The following is a 19876-nucleotide window of genomic DNA, read 5'->3' as shown; positions in this document are numbered from 1 at the left end:
ACTACTTGCTATTAAAAGAATAAATAATAAAATGCAATTACAAGATTTACTTTACGGTGTAACGATTAAAGAATTGGTTGGTAAAACTGATAGGGAAATCAATGCGCTGAATTTCGATTCACGTAAAGTAAGTAAAGATGACGTCTTTTTTGCGATAGTGGGCACGGCGGCAGATGGACACCAGTTTATTGAGCAGACCATTGAACAGGGAGCTGGAGTAATCATCTGCGAGAATTTACCGGAGGTTCATGATTTTAGGGTCACTTATGTTAAAGTAGAAAACACATCAGTTGCTTTGGGGATTATTGCTGGGAACTATTTTGGAAATCCATCAGCAGATCTGAAACTGATCGGTATTACCGGGACCAACGGAAAAACGACCATCGCCACCATACTTTTCAAACTATTTAAAGATTTAGGCTACAAAACAGGCCTTTTGTCAACAGTTGAAAATTATATCAATGATACGGTAGTGGCGGCAACACATACTACGCCCAATCCGATTGCATTGAATCAGCTTTTAAGGCAGATGGTTGATGCAGGCTGCGATTACTGTTTTATGGAAGTAAGTTCGCACGCGGTTTCTCAGCACCGGATTGAAGGCTTGACTTTCGCTGGAGGGGTATTTTCGAATTTAACACATGATCATTTAGATTTTCATAAAACCTTTGATGCTTATTTAAAAGCCAAAAAAGCATTTTTTGATGGCTTGCCTAAATCGGCGTTTGCACTCACCAATATCGATGATAAAAATGGTGTGGTGATGTTGCAGAACACAAAAGCGTATAAAAAAACCTATGCGCTGAAACAACTGGCTGATTTTAAAGCAAAAATTATCGAGAATCAGTTCAGCGGGCTTCATTTGGATATCGATAATGAAGATGTATACTTTAAGCTTGTAGGTTCATTCAACGCCTATAACCTGTTGGCAGTTTATGGAACTGCGATTTTGCTGGAACAGGATAAACTGAAAGTATTGACGCTGTTAAGCCGCTTATCGGGTGCGGAAGGCCGGTTTGATTATATCACCTCCGCCAATAAGATTATTGGCATTGTAGACTATGCCCATACGCCTGATGCCGTTCAGAATGTGCTGAGTACCATAGCCAATATCCGCAAAGGAACAGAACAGGTCATTACCGTAATTGGTTGCGGTGGAGACAGGGATAAGACGAAACGCCCGGTTATGGCTCAGGTAGCCTGCGATTGGAGTGACAAGGTGATCCTGACCTCTGATAATCCACGGACTGAAGATGCCCAAACGATTATCAACGAAATGGAAGCAGGTGTTTCACCTACCAATAAGCGTAAAACCTTATCCATATTAGATAGAAGAGAAGCCATAAAAACAGCCTGCCACCTGGCAAAACCTGGAGATATTATTCTGGTTGCGGGTAAAGGGCACGAGAAATACCAGGAAATAAATGGGGTAAGGAACCATTTTGATGATAAAGAAATTTTACTTGAACAACTAAAACCAATCAGCTAATGTTATATTTATTATTCGAATACCTGCATAAGCATTACGATATACCTGGGTTGAGGTTGTTTCAGTACATCACTTTCCGTGCTTCTATCTCTATTATTTTATCATTGGTAATTACTACCGTATACGGTCGGAGGCTAATAGACTATCTGCATAAAAAACAGGTTGGAGAAACGGTTAGGAATTTAGGTTTAGAAGGTCAGATGCAAAAACAGGGTACCCCTACCATGGGCGGTATTATTATTTTGCTGGGTATCCTAATCCCGACTTTGTTGTTTGCCAATATTTCCAACATCTATGTCATCCTCATGATTATCACTACGATATGGATGGGTGCTGTCGGTTTTTTGGACGATTATATCAAGGTATTTAAAAAGAATAAAGAGGGATTAGCTGGTCGTTTTAAAGTGGTAGGTCAGGTTGGGTTAGGCTTAATCGTGGGTTGTACCATGTACTTTCATCCCAATATTGTGGTAAGGGAAACGGTGCAGGATGATGTGAAAAACACTTCGTCTGTGCCGATGGTGCTGCGGCAGAAAGGCGAGACTTTTTATTATACCCAGGATGTAAAATCCACCAAAACCAATATGCCTTTTTATAAGAACAACGAGTTCGATTATGCAAAAGTGCTTAAGTTTTTAGGTGGGGATTATCAGAAATATGCTTTTATCATCTTCCTCATCATTACAGTATTCATCATTACCGCAGTTTCGAACGGGGCAAATATTACCGATGGTATTGATGGTTTGGCAACAGGTACCTCAGCTGTAATCGGGATTACCCTTGGGATCTTGGCCTATGTGTCGGGTAATACCATCATGGCCGATTACCTCAATATCATGTATATCCCCAACTCGGCAGAGCTAATGATTTTTGCAGGGGCGTTTGTTGGTTCCTGTGTGGGTTTCCTTTGGTACAACTCTTACCCGGCCCAGATTTTTATGGGCGATACAGGAAGTCTGGCCATCGGAGGGATCATCGCCTCATTTGCGCTGATGATCCGCAAAGAGCTTTTGATCCCGATTTTATGTGGCGTATTCCTGGTGGAGCTGGTGTCGGTAATTATGCAGGTATCTTATTTCAAGTATACCAAAAAGAAGTTTGGCGAAGGGCGGAGGATTTTCCTGATGTCGCCATTACATCACCATTACCAGAAAAAAGGATATCACGAGGCAAAAATTGTAACGCGTTTCTGGATCATCGGAATCATGCTGGCAATTATGACCATTGTAACATTGAAATTGAGATAGTTTTAAGGTGGAAGGCTTAGCATAGAGGGTAAGGTCATCCTCAAAAGAAAAATAAAGCAAGATGGTATAAACGCCGGAACAGTAGAGAATATAAATGCCCTTTTGGCAAAAAAAAATAAAAGTTAAAAATGATAGTTCTCTTGTCTTGGTACTTACTACCCAATACTTGATACTAAAAAATAGAAAAAATGAACACCGATAATAACACATCAGGCAATACTAAGTCAGCAATGGCAGGGCATGGCCGTGTGGTTATTCTTGGTGCAGGCGAAAGTGGGGTTGGCGCTGCTAAACTGGCGCAGGCAAAAGGTTTCGATGTCTTTGTATCCGATTATGGTGTGATTACCGATAAATATAAAGCTGCATTGGAAAAACTGTCTGTTCCCTTCGAGTCAGAACAACATACGGAAGAACTGATCCTGAATGCTACCGAGGTAATCAAAAGCCCGGGTATTCCCTCAACAGCACCTATTATCAAAAAACTTACAGCAAAGGGAATTTCAGTGATTTCTGAAATCGAATTTGCCAAAAGATACACTAGTGCAAAAACCATTTGTATCACGGGTTCAAACGGTAAATCGACCACCAGTTTATTAACCTACCACATCCTAAAAAATGCAGGTTTAAATGTCGGTTTGGCCGGCAACATCGGACAGAGTTTTGCTGCGCAGGTGGCAACAGAAAATTACGATTACTATGTACTGGAAATTTCGAGTTTCATGCTTGATGATATGTTTGAGTTTAAAGCCGATATCGCGGTTTTATTAAACATTACGCCAGATCATTTAGACCGTTACGATTATAAACTGGAAAATTATGCCGCATCAAAAATGCGCATTGTTCAGAATCAGACTTCAGAAGATGTCTTTATTTACTGTGCAGATGATGAAGAGAGCTTAAAGGCCATCGCAATTACCAAGCCCTTAGCCAAAACCTTTCCCTTTTCAATTGTCAAAAAAGTTGAACCGGGTGCTTATTTAGAAGAAACTACTATACATATCCTTACAGAACCAAATAATCCGCTAACCATGACGATTTCAGATTTAGCCTTACAGGGCAAGCACAACATTTACAATTCTATGGCGTCGGGCATCGTGTCGAAAGTTTTAGAATTAAGAAATGAGACCATCCGCGAAAGCATGGGCAATTTCAAAAATATTGAGCACAGGTTAGAGCATGTGGCCAAAATTTCTGGTATCGATTTCATTAACGACAGTAAAGCCACCAATGTAAATTCGACATGGTATGCGCTGGAAAGCATGACCAGTGATGTGGTACTGATTATGGGCGGTGTTGACAAAGGAAACGATTACAATATGCTTAAAGATCTGGTTAGAAGCAAGGTCAAGGCTATCGTTTGTTTAGGTAAGGACAACAAACGTATCCACGATGCTTTTGAAGATGATGTAGATGTGATCGTAAATACTTTTTCGGCAGATGAAGCGGCACAGATTGCTTTTCATTTGGCCAAACGGGGTGATGCGGTATTATTGTCGCCTGCCTGTGCAAGTTTCGATTTGTTTAAAAATTACGAAGACCGAGGTAACCAATTTAAAGCGGCAGTTAGAGAATTATAATAGGAGGCTTAATATATGTTCCAAGCACTACTTAATAAAACAAAAGGCGATAGATGGATCTGGTTGATTATCATCCTGCTTTCGCTTATATCCGTAATGGCGGTGTACAGTGCAACAGGCACTTTGGCATATAAAAAAGGAGAAACCGTAGAGAAACTGTTGCTCACCAAACACTTGATTTTTGTACTGATGGGTATTGGGATGATTTATATCGCCCACCTGCTCGACTACCGCTATTATGCCGGTATTTCGAAGGTGCTCATGATTGTGACCATTCCCCTGCTATTTTATACGCTAATATTCGGAACGAATTTAAACGATGCTTCCAGATGGGTTAAAATACCCGTAATCGGACTCACTTTTCAGACATCCGATTTAGCAAAATTAGCATTGATTACATTTTTGGCCCGAATGCTGACCAAAAAGCAAGAAAATATTAAAAACGTTAAAGAATCATTTATACCGATTATGGGTTCGGTCTGTGTGGTATTTGTTTTGATCGCACTGGCCAATCTTTCTACAGCTTTAATGTTGTTTGGTGTAAGTATTTTGCTGTTGATTATCGGTAGGATCAGTATTAAACAGATTGCGATTGTTTGTGCAGGCGGTTTGGTGCTGCTCCTGTTTGTTTTCTTTTTGGGGCCGAGGAGAAAAACATACATATCGCGTATCAATACGTTCATGCATCCCGAGATGCAGCATTCAGATAAAACTTATCAGGCAGATCAGGCAAAAATTGCCCTGGCTACTGGTGGTGTTTTTGGTAAAGGACCAGGTAATAGTACGCAGCGCAACTTCCTGCCACACCCCTATTCCGATTTTATTTTCGCCATTATTATTGAAGAATGGGGAACACTGGGAGGAATTGTAATTATGGTGCTTTACCTGGTGCTTTTATACCGATGTATCAAGATCGTCACCCGGGCGCCCAAGGCTTTTGGTGCGCTGTTGGCTGCCGGACTGAGTTTCAGTTTAACCATTCAGGCTTTTGCCAACATGGCTGTAGCAGTAGGGTTGGGGCCTGTAACCGGAGTTCCGCTTCCGTTGGTGAGTATGGGCGGTACATCAATGATCTTTACCAGCGTGGCTTTCGGTATCATATTAAGTGTAAGCCGTGATGTAGAAGAAAACGCAAAACTGACATCGAAAGAAGAAAAAACGAAAAATAAAATAATTGTTGGAGAGATTCCGGCGATAGCTTAATGAGGTTGAAGGCTGAAATGTTGGAAGGTTGAAAAATTAAACGGGGCATGATCATACTTTGTGTATTCGTGCCTTGGTGGTCAACATAACCTTGCTGTTATAAAGCCAGACAACTCAGTGCCTTCGGTTAAAAATAAATAAATATAAAAATGAATAATTCCCCAAAAATTATCATATCAGGTGGTGGCACCGGCGGGCACATTTTTCCCGCCGTAGCCATAGCCAATGCGCTAAAACGCATGGTGCCAGGCTGTGAGATTTTGTTTGTGGGTGCAAATGGCCGGATGGAAATGGAAAAAGTTCCCGCGGCCGGATATAAGATTATAGGGTTGAATATCAGTGGGATGCAGCGCGGCTCGATCATTAAAAATCTGGCGCTTCCATTCAAGGTTATCGGCAGTGTGCGTAAGGCCTTACAGATCATCAATGATTTTAGGCCCGACGTCGTAGTGGGTGTTGGTGGCTATGCTTCAGGTCCGCTATTGTATGCCGCCTCTTTAAAAGGAATTCCTTACCTCATCCAGGAACAGAATTCCTATGCGGGGGTAACCAATAAGTGGCTGGGGAAAAAGGCCTCGAAAATCTGTGTCGCTTTTGATGATATGGACCAGTTTTTCCCGGCAGACAGAATTTTGAAGACAGGAAATCCTGTACGCCAGGAAGTAGTCGATATTAAAGGAAAACACTATCAGGGTGCCGAACTGTTAAAACTCGATCCCTTGAAAAAAACCATTATGGTTACCGGAGGAAGTTTAGGTGCGGGTACATTGAACAAAGCAGTTGAAAAACATCTGCCAGATATTCTGGCAGAGGATGTTCAGGTGGTTTGGCAAACAGGTAAATATTACTATAAGGGGATTATTGAAAGATTGGGCACCGCATATCACCCCAATGTCCGGATCCTGGAGTTTCTAAATAAAATGGATCTGGCCTATGCCGCAGCGGATGTCATTATCAGCAGGGCAGGAGCAGGAACCATAGCTGAGCTTTGTTTAATTAAAAAGCCGGTGATTTTAGTGCCATCGCCTAATGTTGCAGAAGACCATCAAACTAAAAATGCAATGGCCCTGGTAAAAAACGGAGCAGCAATATTAATTAACGACCGTTCTGCTGAAGATGCATTGGTAAAAGAAGCACTGTCGTTGTTAAACAATAAAGAACAGAGCGAAAAGCTTTCAGAAAACCTGGGCAAAATGGCATTGCCAGAGGCAGATGAAATTATTGCAAAAGAAGTATTGAAATTGATTAAGTAGAGATATGAAAAACCAGATGTAAGATTTGAGATTAGACGGTTTGTCTGGTGTCTCATATCTCCCATCTCAAATCTAAGAAAAATGGAATTAAGTAAAATAAATCGGGTTTTCTTTGTTGGTATCGGTGGTATCGGCATGAGTGCACTTGCCCGGTATTTTGCTAAACGCGGACAGGTGGTTTGTGGTTATGATAAAACCAGGACCAAATTGACCGAAACATTAGAGCAGGAAGGTATTCTGATTACATACTTTGATGAATCTTCTGCGCTGCCTTGTGCATTTCTGGATAATCATGACGATACACTGGTGGTTTATACCCCCGCGATCCCGAAAGATTCGAAGGTTTTAAACCACTTTATCGATAAGGGGTTTTCACTTAAAAAGCGTTCTGAAGTGCTGGGTATTATCAGTAAAGGCATGTTTTGTATTGCTGTTGCAGGTACGCATGGCAAAACGACAACTTCTTCTATTGTAGCACATATCTTAAAAGATACAGGTTACGATTGCACGGCTTTTTTGGGTGGTATAACCAGTAATTATAACAGCAACGTACTTTTTGGGGATAACAATGTTGTGGTGGTAGAGGCCGATGAATATGATCGTTCTTTCCTTACGCTGCATCCGGACGTAGCGGTGGTTACTTCAATGGATGCCGATCATTTGGACATCTATGGAGATAAAAGTCACCTCGAAGAGTCATTTAGACTATTTGCAGGTCAGCTTAAAGCCGAAGGTACTTTGTACGCGCACGAAGGATTACTCCTGGAAAATAGCATCAGTTATGCCGCAAGTACTACCGCAACGGCGAAAGCAGAGAATTTAAGGGTGGAGGGATCGAAATTTGTTTTTGATTATAGAGACGGTAGCCAGGCTATAAAAGATATCAGTTTAATGCTCCCTGGTAAGCACAATGTTGAAAATACGACTGTTGCCATTGCCATCGCTTTGCAATTGGGCATTGATGCTGAAAAGGTAAAACAGGCCGTTGCCAATTTTAAGGGAGTTAAACGGCGTTTTGAGTATATCGTGAATAATGGTAACCAGATTTACATCGATGATTATGCACACCACCCGGAAGAGCTAAAGGCCTGTTTTGATGCGGTTAGGCAGTTGTATCCTGATAAAAAGTTAACGGTAATTTTTCAGCCGCACCTGTATTCACGTACAAGGGATTTTGCAGATGAATTTGCAAAAGTTTTAAGCACAGCTGATCAACTGTTGTTGCTAGAGATTTATCCGGCAAGAGAATTGCCTCTTGAGGGGATTAATTCACAGTTTTTATTGGATAAAATTACCCTAAGGAATAAAAAGATATGTGGAAAAGATTTTGTGGTTCAGTATGTTAAGGATACAAAACCTGAACTAATTTTAACAGTAGGAGCGGGCGATATCGACACGGTTATCGAACCTTTAAAAAACACTTTAAACCATGCTTAAACGTATAAACTGGAACGCAATTTTTACTGGCTTTGCCTGGCTCATCAGCCTTGCAGGGGTGGTGTTGCTATTGAGTTTTATTAACGTTAAAAAGCAGACGGTTAAATGTACCGATGTCAAGATTCTGATCCCCGGTGCTGATAATTTTATCGAACGCGAAGAAATTGATGCCATTCTAAAGGAAGACCAGGGTATTCTTTTAGGTCGAAACCTCGAAAATATCAATATCCACAAGATCGAGAAAAAACTACAGTCCAACCCATATATCGGCTTTGCAAAGGTATATGTGGATATGGATGGCGTGCTGCATATCGAAGTAAAACAGCGGCAACCGATTTTGCGCCTGTTGAACGAAAACGGTCAGGATTTTTATATCGACAATGATGGTTTAAAAATGCCGATATCTTCAAACTTCACTGCGAATGTACTGGTAGCAACGGGACATATATCAGAAGTTTTTGGTAGCCGCGTAGATACCCTGCATACGCAATTAGCAAAGGATTTATATAAAACGGCACAGTATATCAAAAAAGATACGCTTTGGGATGCTCAGATCGAACAGATCGTAGTCGATCAGAAAAATGATATCGAATTGATTCCAAGGGTGGGCAATCAGCGCATCATTTTGGGTAATGCTGATTCTTTGGAAAAGAAAATGAAGAACCTGTTATTGTTTTATAAAAAAGCAATGCCGCAGGTCGGTTGGGATACCTATAAAACGATAAATATTAAATATACCAACCAGATCGTTTGCGAAAAAAGAGATTCGACAGGTTTAGGAAAAAAAGCAAAAACATTTTCGGCCGTTGATAGTTTGAGGATACAACGAAGTGTTGCCGATTCATTGATCAATAGTACAATTGTTGCAGCGATGGACGATCGCCCTGAGGCCGATCAGCCAGAAAAAGAAGCAGCAAAAAAAGAAGAAGTTAAAAAAGCTGAACCTAAAAAAGTAGAGCCTAAGAAGGTTGTGGCTAAAGCTGAACCAAAAAAGGTGGAAACAAAGAAAGCAGAACCTAAGAAGGTTGAGCCAAAAAAAACAGCAACGATTAAAACAGAAGTAAAAAAGCCGGCGGTTACCACGGCTACCAAACCAAAGGAAACAAAGCCTGCGGATAAAAGAGAAAAACCGAAGCAAACGGTAACAGCACAGCCAAGGCCGGCAAAATCTGAGGCGCAACTGAAAAAAGAGAAAGAAGCAAGAGAGAAGGAAATCAGAGCCCTGGAAAAACAGTATAAAACTCAGCAAAATTAACGAATATGGACAAGGCAAAATTTACCAGTCAGTCGCCCATTGTAGTAGGATTGGATATCGGTACTACAAAAATTTGTGTTATCGTCGGTCGTAGAACACAACACGGTAAGATAGAAATCTTAGGAATAGGCAAGGCAGAATCGGCGGGGGTGACACGTGGAGTGGTTTCTAACATTCAAAAAACCGTGCAGGGTATTGCTCAAGCAGTTGAAGTGGCAAGCGGACAATCCAATGTAGAGATACAGGTGGTAAATGTGGGTATTGCAGGTCAGCACATTAAGAGCTTACAGCACAGGGGAATTTTAACAAGAAGAGAATTAAACAACGAAATCGGCAAAAAGGATATCGATAAGTTGATTGATGATATGTTTAAACTGGTAATGCCGCCGGGTGAGGAGATCATCCATGTATTGCCACAAGAATTTACCATCGATAACGAACCGGGGATCAAAGATCCGATCGGTATGGCAGGGGTACGCCTTGAAGCTAACTTCCATATCATTTCTGGTCAGGTTACGGCAGTAAAAAACATCATTAAGTGTGTAAACAATGCAGGTTTACAAACTCAGGATTTAATTCTTGAGCCATTGGCCTCTTCCGAATCGGTGTTGAGCGAGGAAGAAAAAGAAGCTGGTATTGCATTGGTTGATATTGGTGGTGGTACTACAGATATTGCCATTTTCCACGAGGGTATTATCCGTCATACAGCGGTTATTCCATTTGGTGGCAATAGTGTTACTGAAGATATCAGAGAGGGTTGCTCGGTGATGCGTAACCAGGCTGAGTTATTAAAAACGCGTTTTGGTTCTGCGCTTGCTGAGGAGAATAAAGAAAACGAAATCATTTGTGTTCCGGGGCTGCGCGGTCGCGAACCAAAAGAAATTTCTGTTAAAAACCTGGCTTATGTAATCCAGGCACGGATGGAAGAGATTATTGAGCACGTATACTATGAGATCAAATCTTCAGGATATGAGAAAAAGCTCATTGGTGGTATCGTAATCACGGGTGGCGGTGCTTTATTGAAACACTTGTCTCAAGCTGTAGAATATGTAACGGGTTTAGATTGCCGTATCGGTTATCCGAACGAGCACTTATCTAAATACGAAGATATGCCTAAAACGATCTATGATGATCTGAAAAGCCCGATGTATGCAACCAGTGTCGGTTTGTTGATCAAGGGAATTCAAAAAGCAGAAGAGTTGATTGAAGAGATGAAACAGCCGGGCGTTTTTGTAGAAAAACCAAAAACAGCAAAGGAAAAAGAAAAACGAGGACCTGGTCTGTTCGATAAATTACTTGCAAAAACGAGAACTTTCATTCAGGATGATATGAATGTAAGTGATGAAGATTACTTGAAAAGTTAATTATTTTTCCACAAAAGATGAGTTTTCCACATTATCAACAGTTGTGGAAAACGTCTGTTGAAAAAGTGTTAATATTACATTGAGTAATGAACAGAATTTAAAAATTTTTAAACAACTGATTCATAAAGATATGCAGTTCGAAATGTTAAAAGATAAGTCTTCAATCATCAAGGTAATTGGTGTTGGGGGCGGTGGCGGCAACGCAGTAAACCATATGTACCTTTCTGGTATTACTGGTGTGGATTTTATTATTTGTAATACAGATGCCCAAGCTTTGGAATCTAGCCCGATACCTAACAAGGTACAATTAGGTGCTAGCTTAACCGAGGGAATGGGCGCAGGTTCTATCCCAGAGGTTGGTAAAAACTCAGCGATAGAAAATATAGATGATATCAAGGCAATGTTAGGTAGTACCACCAAAATGCTTTTTATTACGGCAGGAATGGGTGGTGGTACCGGTACAGGTGCTTCTCCAATCATTGCCAAAGCAGCTAAGGAACTTGATATCTTAACGGTTGCGATCATTACTACTCCATTTTCTTTCGAAGGAAAAAGGCGTAAGCTGCAGGCCGACGAGGGAATGGAAGAATTGAAGAAGTATGTAGATTCTTATCTGGTCATCTCTAACGACCGCCTGCGTGAGATCTTCGGAAACTTAACCCTGGGCTCTGCTTTTGGCCAGGCCGACGATATTTTAACAACAGCTGCAAAAGGTATCGCAGAAATTATTACTGTACCCGGTTATATCAACGTGGATTTTAAGGATGTGCGTACCGTAATGAAAGATAGTGGTGTAGCCATTATGGGTAGTTTTGCCGCTGAGGGTGAAGACCGTGCATTACAGGCTGTGGAAGGCGCTTTAGCCTCTCCATTATTAAAAGATAATGAAATTGAGGGCGCCCGTTACATTTTATTGAATATCAGTTCTGGCCTCCGTGAGGTAACCATGGATGAGGTTTCAATCATTACCGATTACATTCAGGAGAAGGCAGGTTTATCAGCTGATTTGATCTGGGGTAACTGTACAGATGAATCTTTAGGTGATAAACTTTCGGTAACCATCATCGCTACAGGTTTCCAAACATCAGAAGAACGTGTAAACGAAGAAAAAAATAAAAAGAAAATATCATTATTGACGCCTGAAGAAGCGCCGCTAATTCGTCCCGTTGAACCTGTAAACTCCTTTATTCAGCCTAGAACAACGCCATCATATGAGCCTGTTTTAAAAACAAAGGAAGAAGTTTCGCAAGCAGATCTTTTTGGTGGTATGTTCAATAAATCTGAACCTCAAAAAGTTCAGGAACCGGAAAATAATATAGTCCGTCATACTTTAATCGAGGAGGAGCCTCAAATTGAAGAAACGGCGCAAGAAACTGGTTTTGAGTTTGAAGTGAAATTAGCTGAGACTAACTTTGTGTTTGAAACACCGGTTGCTCAGATGCCACCAATGCCAGAGCCTGAACCAGAAATCGAAATGCCGGTTGTTGGTTTAGATGATGACAAAAGCGATGAATCAATGGAGGAGCAATTGAAAAAATCGAAGGAACGTATCTTACGTTTAAAAGATTTAAGTATGAAATTGCGTACAACCAACGGTTTACAGGAATTGGAAAATGAACCTGCCTACAAACGTAAACAGATGCAATTGCAACAAGTTCAGCATTCTTCTGAGTCGCAGGTTAGCCGCTTTACTTTGAGCAACGATCAGGACGGCGGTACAGAGATCAGACCGAACAATTCTTTTTTGCATGACAATGTTGATTAAAACAGACCAAATATAATTTTAAAGCCCCGATGGTAAATCGGGGCTTTTTTGGCATAAAATTGGTATGTAAAAAAATCTTAAATGCATCTAATACGCCAAGTAGGTTGATTTTAAGACGAATAAAGCTTAAATTCGCAAAATTTTATTATAAAAAAACACATATTACATTGGATATATTTGATAAGATAGCAAAGCACATGGGGCCTCTTGGTCAACACCAGAAATGGTCTCATGGGTATTTCTCATTTCCAAAATTAGAGGGAGAAATTGCACCTCACATGCAGTTTCGTGGAAAAGAGCATTTGGTTTGGAGTTTAAATAACTATTTAGGTTTAGCCAATCACCCCGAAGTTAGAAAGGCAGATGAAGAAGCCGCTGCGCGGTTCGGTATGGCCTACCCGATGGGTGCCCGTATGATGAGCGGTAACTCAAACTATCATGAGCAATTAGAGCAAGAACTTGCAGAATTTGTAGGTAAGCCCGATGCATTTTTATTAAACTATGGTTACCAGGGGATGGTATCCATTATTGATACTTTGGTTGATAGAAACGATGTTGTGGTGTATGATGCGGAATCGCATGCCTGTATTGTAGATGGTTTACGTTTGCATATGGGTAAACGTTTCGTTTACAAACATAATGATATAGAAAGTGCCCGTAAACAATTGGAGCGTGCTACTAAACTGGTTGAAGAAACGGGAGGCGGTATCCTTTTAATTACTGAAGGGGTTTTCGGGATGAGCGGTGCCCAGGGTAAACTGAAAGAAATTGTCGATCTGAAAAAAGATTTCAATTTCCGTATTTTAGTTGATGATGCACATGGCTTCGGTACGATGGGTAAAACCGGCGCAGGTACGCACGAAGCGCAGGACTGTATTGATGGAATAGATGTCTATTTCGGAACTTTCGCTAAATCGATGGCGGGTATTGGTGCTTTTGTTGCATCTACAGAACAGATCACCAATTTTTTAAGGTATAACATGCGTTCTCAGACTTTTGCTAAGGCTTTACCAATGCCTATGGTGATCGGTTTATTAAAGCGCTTAGAATTGCTGAAAAGCCAGCCTGAGTTAAAGGATAAACTTTGGGAAATTGCCATGACCTTACAAAAAGGTTTACGCGAACGTGGATTCGACCTAGGGGTTACCGATTCTGTGGTTACTCCGGTTTTCTTGAAGGGAGAGCTCTCTGATGCTACGGCGATTACTTACGACCTACGGGAGAACTATAGCATATTCTGTTCAATCGTAGTATATCCAGTAATTCCTAAAGGCATGATCGAACTACGTTTAATCCCTACTGCTGTTCACACGCTGGAAGACGTACAACGTACCTTGGATGCTTTTAGTGAAGTAGCCGAGAAATTAGAAAACGGATATTACAAAGAGAATCTTTTCGCAACCGTTTAAGATCAATAAAATTTCACAAAGCCCTTTAAATGCGTTTAAAGGGCTTTTTTGTTACCGGTGGTTTTTAAAATTCTGAATATCAATTATTTGTGGCGATGTTTGATGTTCAATATGTTTATAAATACCTTAGATGTGGAAAAAAACGGCATAGAAGGCCGTTTTTTATTGCGACAAAAATTTTTTTATTTCATTAAACCCTTTAAATTAGAGTAGATAATTTAAAATCAAACCTTAAAAAACCATAAATTAATTAAAAATGAAAAAATTTGAAGAAGTAAAAAGTTTAGTAGCAGCTTTGGAAGCTGATGCAGACAAATTTTATAATAAAGGTAACAGCGCTGCTGGAACCCGTATACGTAAAGGTATGCAGGATCTAAAAAATTTAGCTCAAGCAATCCGCTTAGAAGTACAGGATACGAAAAACAAAGCTTAAGCAATCAAAATATGAATCTTTGAAGCCTTGGAATATTTTCTAAGGCTTTTTTATGAGCTGTATTTATTTTTTTTCCTGGTATAACGAGTAGATAATTTTATTATCGTAAAATATATAAGATTAATTATTCTTCATTCCGTTAGTTTCTTTAGCTTCCGTTTTTTTATTGATGTTTCTCTGCGGTGATCAGGGCTTATCTCCAAAGGTTGATACAACAGTCACCCCTATTTATGGAATACTGATCTAATGCAAGTGAACGAATAAAAGCTGTATTTTCGTGCCCAATATATCATATCTATTTGAAATCTGAGTAAGGTAACTCTGGGTATTATTGATCAACATTATTAACTGTATTAAAGTGGCAAAATACTTGCAATATACCCAGGCAGATACTGAAGATATCAGGCATGTCCTGAATATCATGGGAGCTATCCATTCGATTGATACAGAGTTGGTTGAGGAGCTTGAAGAACATCTTTTACAGTTAAGCATTAAAAAAGATCAGGTCCTTTTTAACGAGAACGAAGTTTGCGAATACATATATTTTATAATTAAAGGTGCGTTGATGGGGTGTACTACCCATAACAAACACAAAATAACAACCTACATCTCTGTTGAGAATGATTTTGTAAGTTCAATATCGGGACTTCATGGATCTGGCTATTCGCAAGAATATGTTGTTGCTGTTGAGGATACCCATTTGCTCGCCATGCATAATGACGAACTCAACCGCCTTTTCTTACATCACTTTGAGCTGAATTATATCTTCAGGGTGATTTTGGAAAAATATTATAAGCATGCACAGCATAGGGCACACATTATACGGGTGGGTAACGCCAAAGAAAGATATCTGTACTTTGCCAAAACCAATCCAGGTTATTTAGACCGCCTGCCTTTAGAAGTGGTCGCCTCGCTGTTAAATGTTAAAACTTCAACGCTTATATCCATTCAGAAAAATTTTTCGGGGAAAGACAGGGATAAAGAACTGGAAGAATGGGGACAGAAATTAGAACAGCATATCCACAAACACCAGTCGTTTAGGGATAAAGGTATTAGGCTTCAATCCCTTGCCCAGGAGATCGGTTTAAGCAGCCATAAACTTTCTATTGTATTAAATTGCTACTTTAAAAAAGGATTTATTGATTACATCAATCAATACCGTGTAAATTGGATAAAGGAAAGTATTAGGAACCCTGATATTATGCAAAATTTCACTTTAGAGGCACTTGCCTATAGTGCAGGTTTTTCTTCCCGTAGCGCCTTTTATAATTCCTTTAAAAAACTGGTAAAAATGAGTCCCGTTGAATATTCAAAAAACTTAGGTATACAAAAACGTTAACCTAACGTTTCTGTTACGGAAATGCGCTTTGAGTGTGCTTTATGTTGTAGAGTTGTGCTGATTTATAATACAGGACAAACTTAGTCCTGTATTACATGCGATATGGGTTATGTTTAGTTATTTTTGTGATTGATCAAATATAAACTATACATTAACAGGCTTACCGTGGCCAAAATTGAATAGAACGATGATAAAAATCATGTGCTCCGGGGATTGGGAAGAGGTTAGGGCTATTTATCAGGAGGGAATCGAAACAGGTACTGCTAGCTTCAGGACACCGGAAATTTCGTGGAAAGATTGGGACTTATCGCACCTTAAAAACTGTAGGTTTGTAGCGATGCAAAATAATGAAATTGTAGGATGGAGTGCACTTTTGCCTGTATCAGCAAATTTTGATATGGGCGGAGTTGGTGAAATAGAAGTGTATGTGAAACAAGGCTATAAAGGTCAGGGCATAGGCTCATCGTTATTGGATGCTTTGGTTAAAGAAAGTGAAAGAAAAGGCATATGGATGTTACAAGCCGGTATATTTCTGCAAAATTCTGCAATATTAAAAATTCATGAAAAAGCCGGGTTCAGGGTAGTGGGCTACAGGGAAAAAATAGGGAAAGCTAAAGGTGTTTGGCAAGATAACCTGCTCCTGGAAAGAAGAAATAAACTGATTGCATAATATTTCTGAAAATGATATCATAAAGAGGATTTCTCTTCAAATGCCCTCATGTTGAGCCTGTCGAAACACATTTACCAGTCCTTCGACAAGCTCAGGATAACAAATCTAGATTTGTAATATCTGCTTACCGGATAAATTTATAATCATCCAATCGGTCTGATTTTACAAAACGCATGAGTTTGCCCTGATAGAAATAAAAAAAGGTAAATGGTTTGGGCGATTTATCTTAACTTATTGATTGTCAATTATTTTGTTTTCGTAATTTTTTTATTTACACACAAAAAAACAGACTGCTATCATCTACCTTTCGGCAAAATCAAACAATCTGTTGTAAATTACATGTAGACCGTGACTTAAACGGCCACAATCAGTTTTTCTATTTCTGCTACAATCAGTTTTTCTAAAGATGAAGAAGCTTTAACCAATGGTAATCTTACCGTGTCTCCACAAATACCCAAATGGTTTAGTGCTGCTTTAATCCCTGCCGGATTGCCTTCCGCAAAGGCTAAACGCGTAAACTCAATTAAGCTTAAATGCGCTGGAGCAGCATCTTTAAAATCGCCAGCTAAACATTGTCTAACCATATCGGAAAGCTGTTTAGGTAATGCATTACCAATTACAGAGATTAATCCCGATGCGCCTAAAGCAATCATTGGTAAAGTAATCGGATCATCGCCGGAGATTAAAAGAAAATCTTGAGGCTTATCTCTCATAATCTGGTTAAACTGATCGAAACTTCCGGAAGCCTCTTTGGTTGCAATGATGTTTTTAAAATCGTGTGCCAACCTGCAAGTGGTTTCAGGACTCATGTTGCTGTTTGTACGGCCCGGTACATTGTATAAAATCAAATCTAACGGAGAAATTTCAGCCAAATATTTATAGTGCTGATAAATCCCTTCCTGCGTAGGTTTGTTGTAATAAGGACTGACCGATAAAATGGCACTGTAGCCTGTGGCATCAAAAGATTTAATGTCTTCGGCAACTGCCAAAGTATCATTGCCACCAATTCCGGCAACTAAAGGTAATCTGTTATTGTTAATTTCAGCAGTATAGGCCCACACCTTCTTCTTCTCGTCCTTGGTCATTGTAGCGGTTTCGCCGGTTGTACCTAAAGAAACGAGGTAATCTATCCCTCCGTCTACCAAATGATTAATCAGGTGTTTTAAACCGTTATAATCAACTGATCCATCTGTGTTGAAAGGCGTAACCAATGCTACACCAGTACCCTGAAATTTGTTCATTTTTAATCTATAATTATTGAATTTTGAATTATTGAATGATAGAATGTCCGCAATCTTTCACTCAATAACTCAGTCACGCTCTTATTTTATCATGTCTAAAAGTTCGGCATCACTGATGATCGGAACGTTTAGCTTATTCGCCTTTTCCAGTTTCGATGGCCCCATATTGTCGCCAGCTACCAGGTAATTCAATTTGCCCGAAATACCACTCAACATCTTGCCGCCATTAGACTCAATCATGTCTTTCAGCTCATCGCGGCTAAAGTTTTCAAAAACGCCCGAAATTACGAATGTTTTTCCAATAAGTCTATCACTATCAAGCGTAATTACCTTTTCTTCAATTTCGAACTGTAATCCGGCTGATTTTAATAATTCTACCTGCTGTAAATGCTCCGTTTTTCCAAAATATTCAACAATACTCTCTGCAATACGCTGCCCGATCTCATCAATCGCGATTAATTCCTCAACAGTTGCTTTCGAAAGGTTATCGATATTCTTCACCCCGATTGCTGTTTTTCTTGCCACGGTCTCGCCAACATAACGGATACCCAAACCAAAGAGAACTTTCTCGAAAGGCATTTCCTTCGACTTTTCAATCCCGGCAAGCATGTTTTCAATTGAACGTTCTCCAAACCGATCAAGCGTTTTCAATTGATCCGATTTTTGGTATAAAGTATATAAATCGCTGATGTGGTTTACCAAACCATGTTTATAAAAGGTTTCGATGGTTTCGTCGCCAAGGCCATCAATGTTCATCGCTTTACGCGAAATAAAATGCTGGATTTTGCCAACAATCTGCGGCGGACAGCCCTCATCGTTGGGGCAGTAGTGTACCGCTTCCCCTTCTTTTCTGATCAGTTCAGTCCCGCATTCTGGGCAATTATGAAGATAATGTACTTTTTGGGCATCCGGTAAACGTTTTTCCAGATTTACCTTAATGATCTTTGGTATAATTTCGCCACCTTTTTCAACATAAACCGTATCACCTTCGTGTAAATCTAAACGCTCTATTTCATTGGCATTGTGCAGCGTAGCACGTTTAACCGTGGTTCCCGCCAACAAAACCGGTTTTAAATTGGCCACCGGGGTAACTGCCCCGGTTCTGCCTACCTGATAGGTTACCTTTTCTAAAACGGTTTCAACTTCTGCTGCTTTATATTTATATGAAATTGCCCAACGCGGCGATTTGGATGTAAAACCCAGTTCCTGCTGTTGTGCATAGCTGTTTACCTTAATTACGATCCCATCAATATCATAACTCAGTTTAAAGCGTTCATCTTCCCAATGGTGGATAAATTCTAAAACTGCATCGATGTTCGAAACCAATCTGTTGTGTTCGCAAACATGAAATCCCCAGTCCTTTACGGCATTTAAACTTTCCCAATGGGTTTTGAATTCATTTTTATCGGTATACAAAAAGTAAATAAATCCATCTAAAGGCCGTTTGGCCACTTCTTTACTATCCTGCATTTTGATTGTGCCGGAGGCAAAGTTCCGCGGGTTTGCATATTGAATTTCTCCGAGTTCTTCGCGGGCGGCATTTAAACGTAAAAAGGCTGCTTTGTGCATAAAAATCTCTCCGCGGATTTCGAAATGCTCCGGGGCAACTTTCGATTTAATCTGATGCGGGATGGTATGGATGGTTTTTACGTTATTGGTTACATCATCCCCTTTGGTACCGTCTCCGCGGGTAACAGCTCTTAAAAGTTTGCCGTTTTCGTAGGTCAGGCTGATTGATAGACCATCAAATTTCAATTCACAAACGTATTCAAAATTGTCGCCAATCGCTTTACGGATGCGCTCATCAAAATCGCGCAGATCCTGCTCATTATAGGTATTCCCCAACGATAACATGGGGTATTTGTGGTTAACAGTAATGAAGCTTTTGGTGATATCGCCACCCACACGCTGAGTAGGCGAATTCGGATCAGCAAAGTCTGGATTTGCTTTTTCCAGCTCAGCTAGATGTTTTAATTTTTTATCGAACTCATAATCGCCAATGGTAGGCATGGCCAGCACATAATAATTATAATTGTGCTGGTTTAATTCGGCCACCAGGGCATCCATTTCTTCTTTTATTGCAGTTAGCGACATAAGACAAACTTAGAAAAAATACTTCTTTTTTACTCTGGCAGATGTAGAAAATTATATTATTTTATGCCTTGATAGATATCACGGTCGCTTTAGCTTTTGA

15 protein-coding genes are annotated in these 19876 nt (G+C 40.0%); 13 read left to right on the top strand and 2 right to left on the bottom strand.

Annotated features, from left to right (window positions below; all coding sequences use genetic code 11):
- Positions 1-31 precede the first annotated feature (31 nt).
- The 13 genes from AC04Q1_RS03935 to AC04Q1_RS03875 all read left to right on the top strand — a co-directional run bounded on the left by AC04Q1_RS03935 (position 32) and on the right by AC04Q1_RS03875 (position 16441).
- The gene (locus tag AC04Q1_RS03935) at positions 32-1489 is read left to right on the top strand and encodes a UDP-N-acetylmuramoyl-L-alanyl-D-glutamate--2,6-diaminopimelate ligase (RefSeq protein WP_478362010.1); all 1458 of its coding nucleotides are present in this window, start codon (positions 32-34) and stop codon (positions 1487-1489) included.
- Positions 1489-2736, top strand: coding sequence for a phospho-N-acetylmuramoyl-pentapeptide-transferase (gene mraY / locus AC04Q1_RS03930; protein ID WP_478362008.1), 1248 nt, complete (start codon positions 1489-1491; stop codon positions 2734-2736). The genes AC04Q1_RS03935 and mraY overlap by 1 nt, the downstream gene beginning before the upstream one ends.
- 188 nt (positions 2737-2924) lie before the next feature.
- Complete coding sequence (murD, locus tag AC04Q1_RS03925; RefSeq protein WP_478362006.1) at positions 2925-4313, top strand: UDP-N-acetylmuramoyl-L-alanine--D-glutamate ligase; 1389 nt, start codon at positions 2925-2927, stop codon at positions 4311-4313.
- Between the two features lie 15 nt (positions 4314-4328).
- Positions 4329-5516 (top strand): FtsW/RodA/SpoVE family cell cycle protein, encoded by a 1188-nt coding sequence (locus tag AC04Q1_RS03920; RefSeq protein ID WP_478362005.1) that lies wholly within the window; start codon positions 4329-4331, stop codon positions 5514-5516.
- Positions 5517-5665: 149 nt separating this feature from the next.
- Positions 5666-6769 carry an undecaprenyldiphospho-muramoylpentapeptide beta-N-acetylglucosaminyltransferase gene (murG, locus tag AC04Q1_RS03915; protein WP_478362003.1) on the top strand — a complete coding sequence of 368 codons (1104 nt, stop codon included), beginning with the start codon at positions 5666-5668 and terminating at the stop codon, positions 6767-6769.
- An 81-nt stretch (positions 6770-6850) separates the two neighbouring features.
- Positions 6851-8206, top strand: coding sequence for a UDP-N-acetylmuramate--L-alanine ligase (gene murC / locus AC04Q1_RS03910; RefSeq protein ID WP_478362001.1), 1356 nt, complete (start codon positions 6851-6853; stop codon positions 8204-8206).
- Positions 8199-9461 (top strand): cell division protein FtsQ/DivIB, encoded by a 1263-nt coding sequence (locus tag AC04Q1_RS03905; RefSeq protein ID WP_478361999.1) that lies wholly within the window; start codon positions 8199-8201, stop codon positions 9459-9461. The genes murC and AC04Q1_RS03905 overlap by 8 nt, the downstream gene beginning before the upstream one ends.
- 5 nt (positions 9462-9466) lie before the next feature.
- Positions 9467-10825, top strand: coding sequence for a cell division protein FtsA (ftsA, locus tag AC04Q1_RS03900; RefSeq protein WP_055915204.1), 1359 nt, complete (start codon positions 9467-9469; stop codon positions 10823-10825).
- 130 nt (positions 10826-10955) lie between these two features.
- The gene (gene ftsZ / locus AC04Q1_RS03895) at positions 10956-12590 is read left to right on the top strand and encodes a cell division protein FtsZ (protein ID WP_478361997.1); all 1635 of its coding nucleotides are present in this window, start codon (positions 10956-10958) and stop codon (positions 12588-12590) included.
- A gap of 167 nt (positions 12591-12757) precedes the next feature.
- Positions 12758-13999 (top strand): aminotransferase class I/II-fold pyridoxal phosphate-dependent enzyme, encoded by a 1242-nt coding sequence (locus tag AC04Q1_RS03890; protein ID WP_478361995.1) that lies wholly within the window; start codon positions 12758-12760, stop codon positions 13997-13999.
- A 256-nt stretch (positions 14000-14255) separates the two neighbouring features.
- Positions 14256-14432 (top strand): hypothetical protein, encoded by a 177-nt coding sequence (locus tag AC04Q1_RS03885; protein WP_056871440.1) that lies wholly within the window; start codon positions 14256-14258, stop codon positions 14430-14432.
- A 358-nt stretch (positions 14433-14790) separates the two neighbouring features.
- The gene (locus AC04Q1_RS03880) at positions 14791-15771 is read left to right on the top strand and encodes a helix-turn-helix domain-containing protein (RefSeq protein WP_478361993.1); all 981 of its coding nucleotides are present in this window, start codon (positions 14791-14793) and stop codon (positions 15769-15771) included.
- Between the two features lie 187 nt (positions 15772-15958).
- On the top strand, positions 15959-16441 hold the full coding sequence (locus AC04Q1_RS03875; protein ID WP_478361991.1) for an N-acetyltransferase family protein: 483 nt from the start codon (positions 15959-15961) through the stop codon (positions 16439-16441).
- A gap of 353 nt (positions 16442-16794) precedes the next feature.
- Here AC04Q1_RS03875 and dapA read toward each other — a convergent pair whose 3' ends face one another.
- The gene (gene dapA / locus AC04Q1_RS03870) at positions 16795-17682 is read right to left on the bottom strand and encodes a 4-hydroxy-tetrahydrodipicolinate synthase (protein WP_478361989.1); all 888 of its coding nucleotides are present in this window, start codon (positions 17680-17682) and stop codon (positions 16795-16797) included.
- A gap of 81 nt (positions 17683-17763) precedes the next feature.
- Complete coding sequence (gene ligA / locus AC04Q1_RS03865) at positions 17764-19776, bottom strand: NAD-dependent DNA ligase LigA (RefSeq protein WP_478361987.1); 2013 nt, start codon at positions 19774-19776, stop codon at positions 17764-17766.
- Positions 19777-19876: the final 100 nt, after the last annotated feature.

This window comes from Pedobacter humicola, assembly GCF_056490705.1.
Note: the sequence above shows the minus strand (reverse complement) of the source record. Positions and strands in the feature narration are given on the sequence as shown.

Bases quoted from the DNA above. Each gene is read 5' to 3' on its own strand.
- dapA (WP_478361989.1), bottom strand. From the start codon at position 17,682: ATGAACAAATTTCAGGGTACTGGTGTAGCATTGGTTACGCCTTTCAAC.
- murC (WP_478362001.1), top strand. From the start codon at position 6,851: ATGGAATTAAGTAAAATAAATCGGGTTTTCTTTGTTGGTATCGGTGGT.
- AC04Q1_RS03875 (WP_478361991.1), top strand. From the start codon at position 15,959: ATGATAAAAATCATGTGCTCCGGGGATTGGGAAGAGGTTAGGGCTATT.
- ftsZ (WP_478361997.1), top strand. From the start codon at position 10,956: ATGCAGTTCGAAATGTTAAAAGATAAGTCTTCAATCATCAAGGTAATT.
- AC04Q1_RS03885 (WP_056871440.1), top strand. From the start codon at position 14,256: ATGAAAAAATTTGAAGAAGTAAAAAGTTTAGTAGCAGCTTTGGAAGCT.
- AC04Q1_RS03905 (WP_478361999.1), top strand. From the start codon at position 8,199: ATGCTTAAACGTATAAACTGGAACGCAATTTTTACTGGCTTTGCCTGG.
- ligA (WP_478361987.1), bottom strand. From the start codon at position 19,776: ATGTCGCTAACTGCAATAAAAGAAGAAATGGATGCCCTGGTGGCCGAA.
- AC04Q1_RS03935 (WP_478362010.1), top strand. From the start codon at position 32: ATGCAATTACAAGATTTACTTTACGGTGTAACGATTAAAGAATTGGTT.
- murG (WP_478362003.1), top strand. From the start codon at position 5,666: ATGAATAATTCCCCAAAAATTATCATATCAGGTGGTGGCACCGGCGGG.
- AC04Q1_RS03920 (WP_478362005.1), top strand. From the start codon at position 4,329: ATGTTCCAAGCACTACTTAATAAAACAAAAGGCGATAGATGGATCTGG.
- murD (WP_478362006.1), top strand. From the start codon at position 2,925: ATGAACACCGATAATAACACATCAGGCAATACTAAGTCAGCAATGGCA.
- mraY (WP_478362008.1), top strand. From the start codon at position 1,489: ATGTTATATTTATTATTCGAATACCTGCATAAGCATTACGATATACCT.
- ftsA (WP_055915204.1), top strand. From the start codon at position 9,467: ATGGACAAGGCAAAATTTACCAGTCAGTCGCCCATTGTAGTAGGATTG.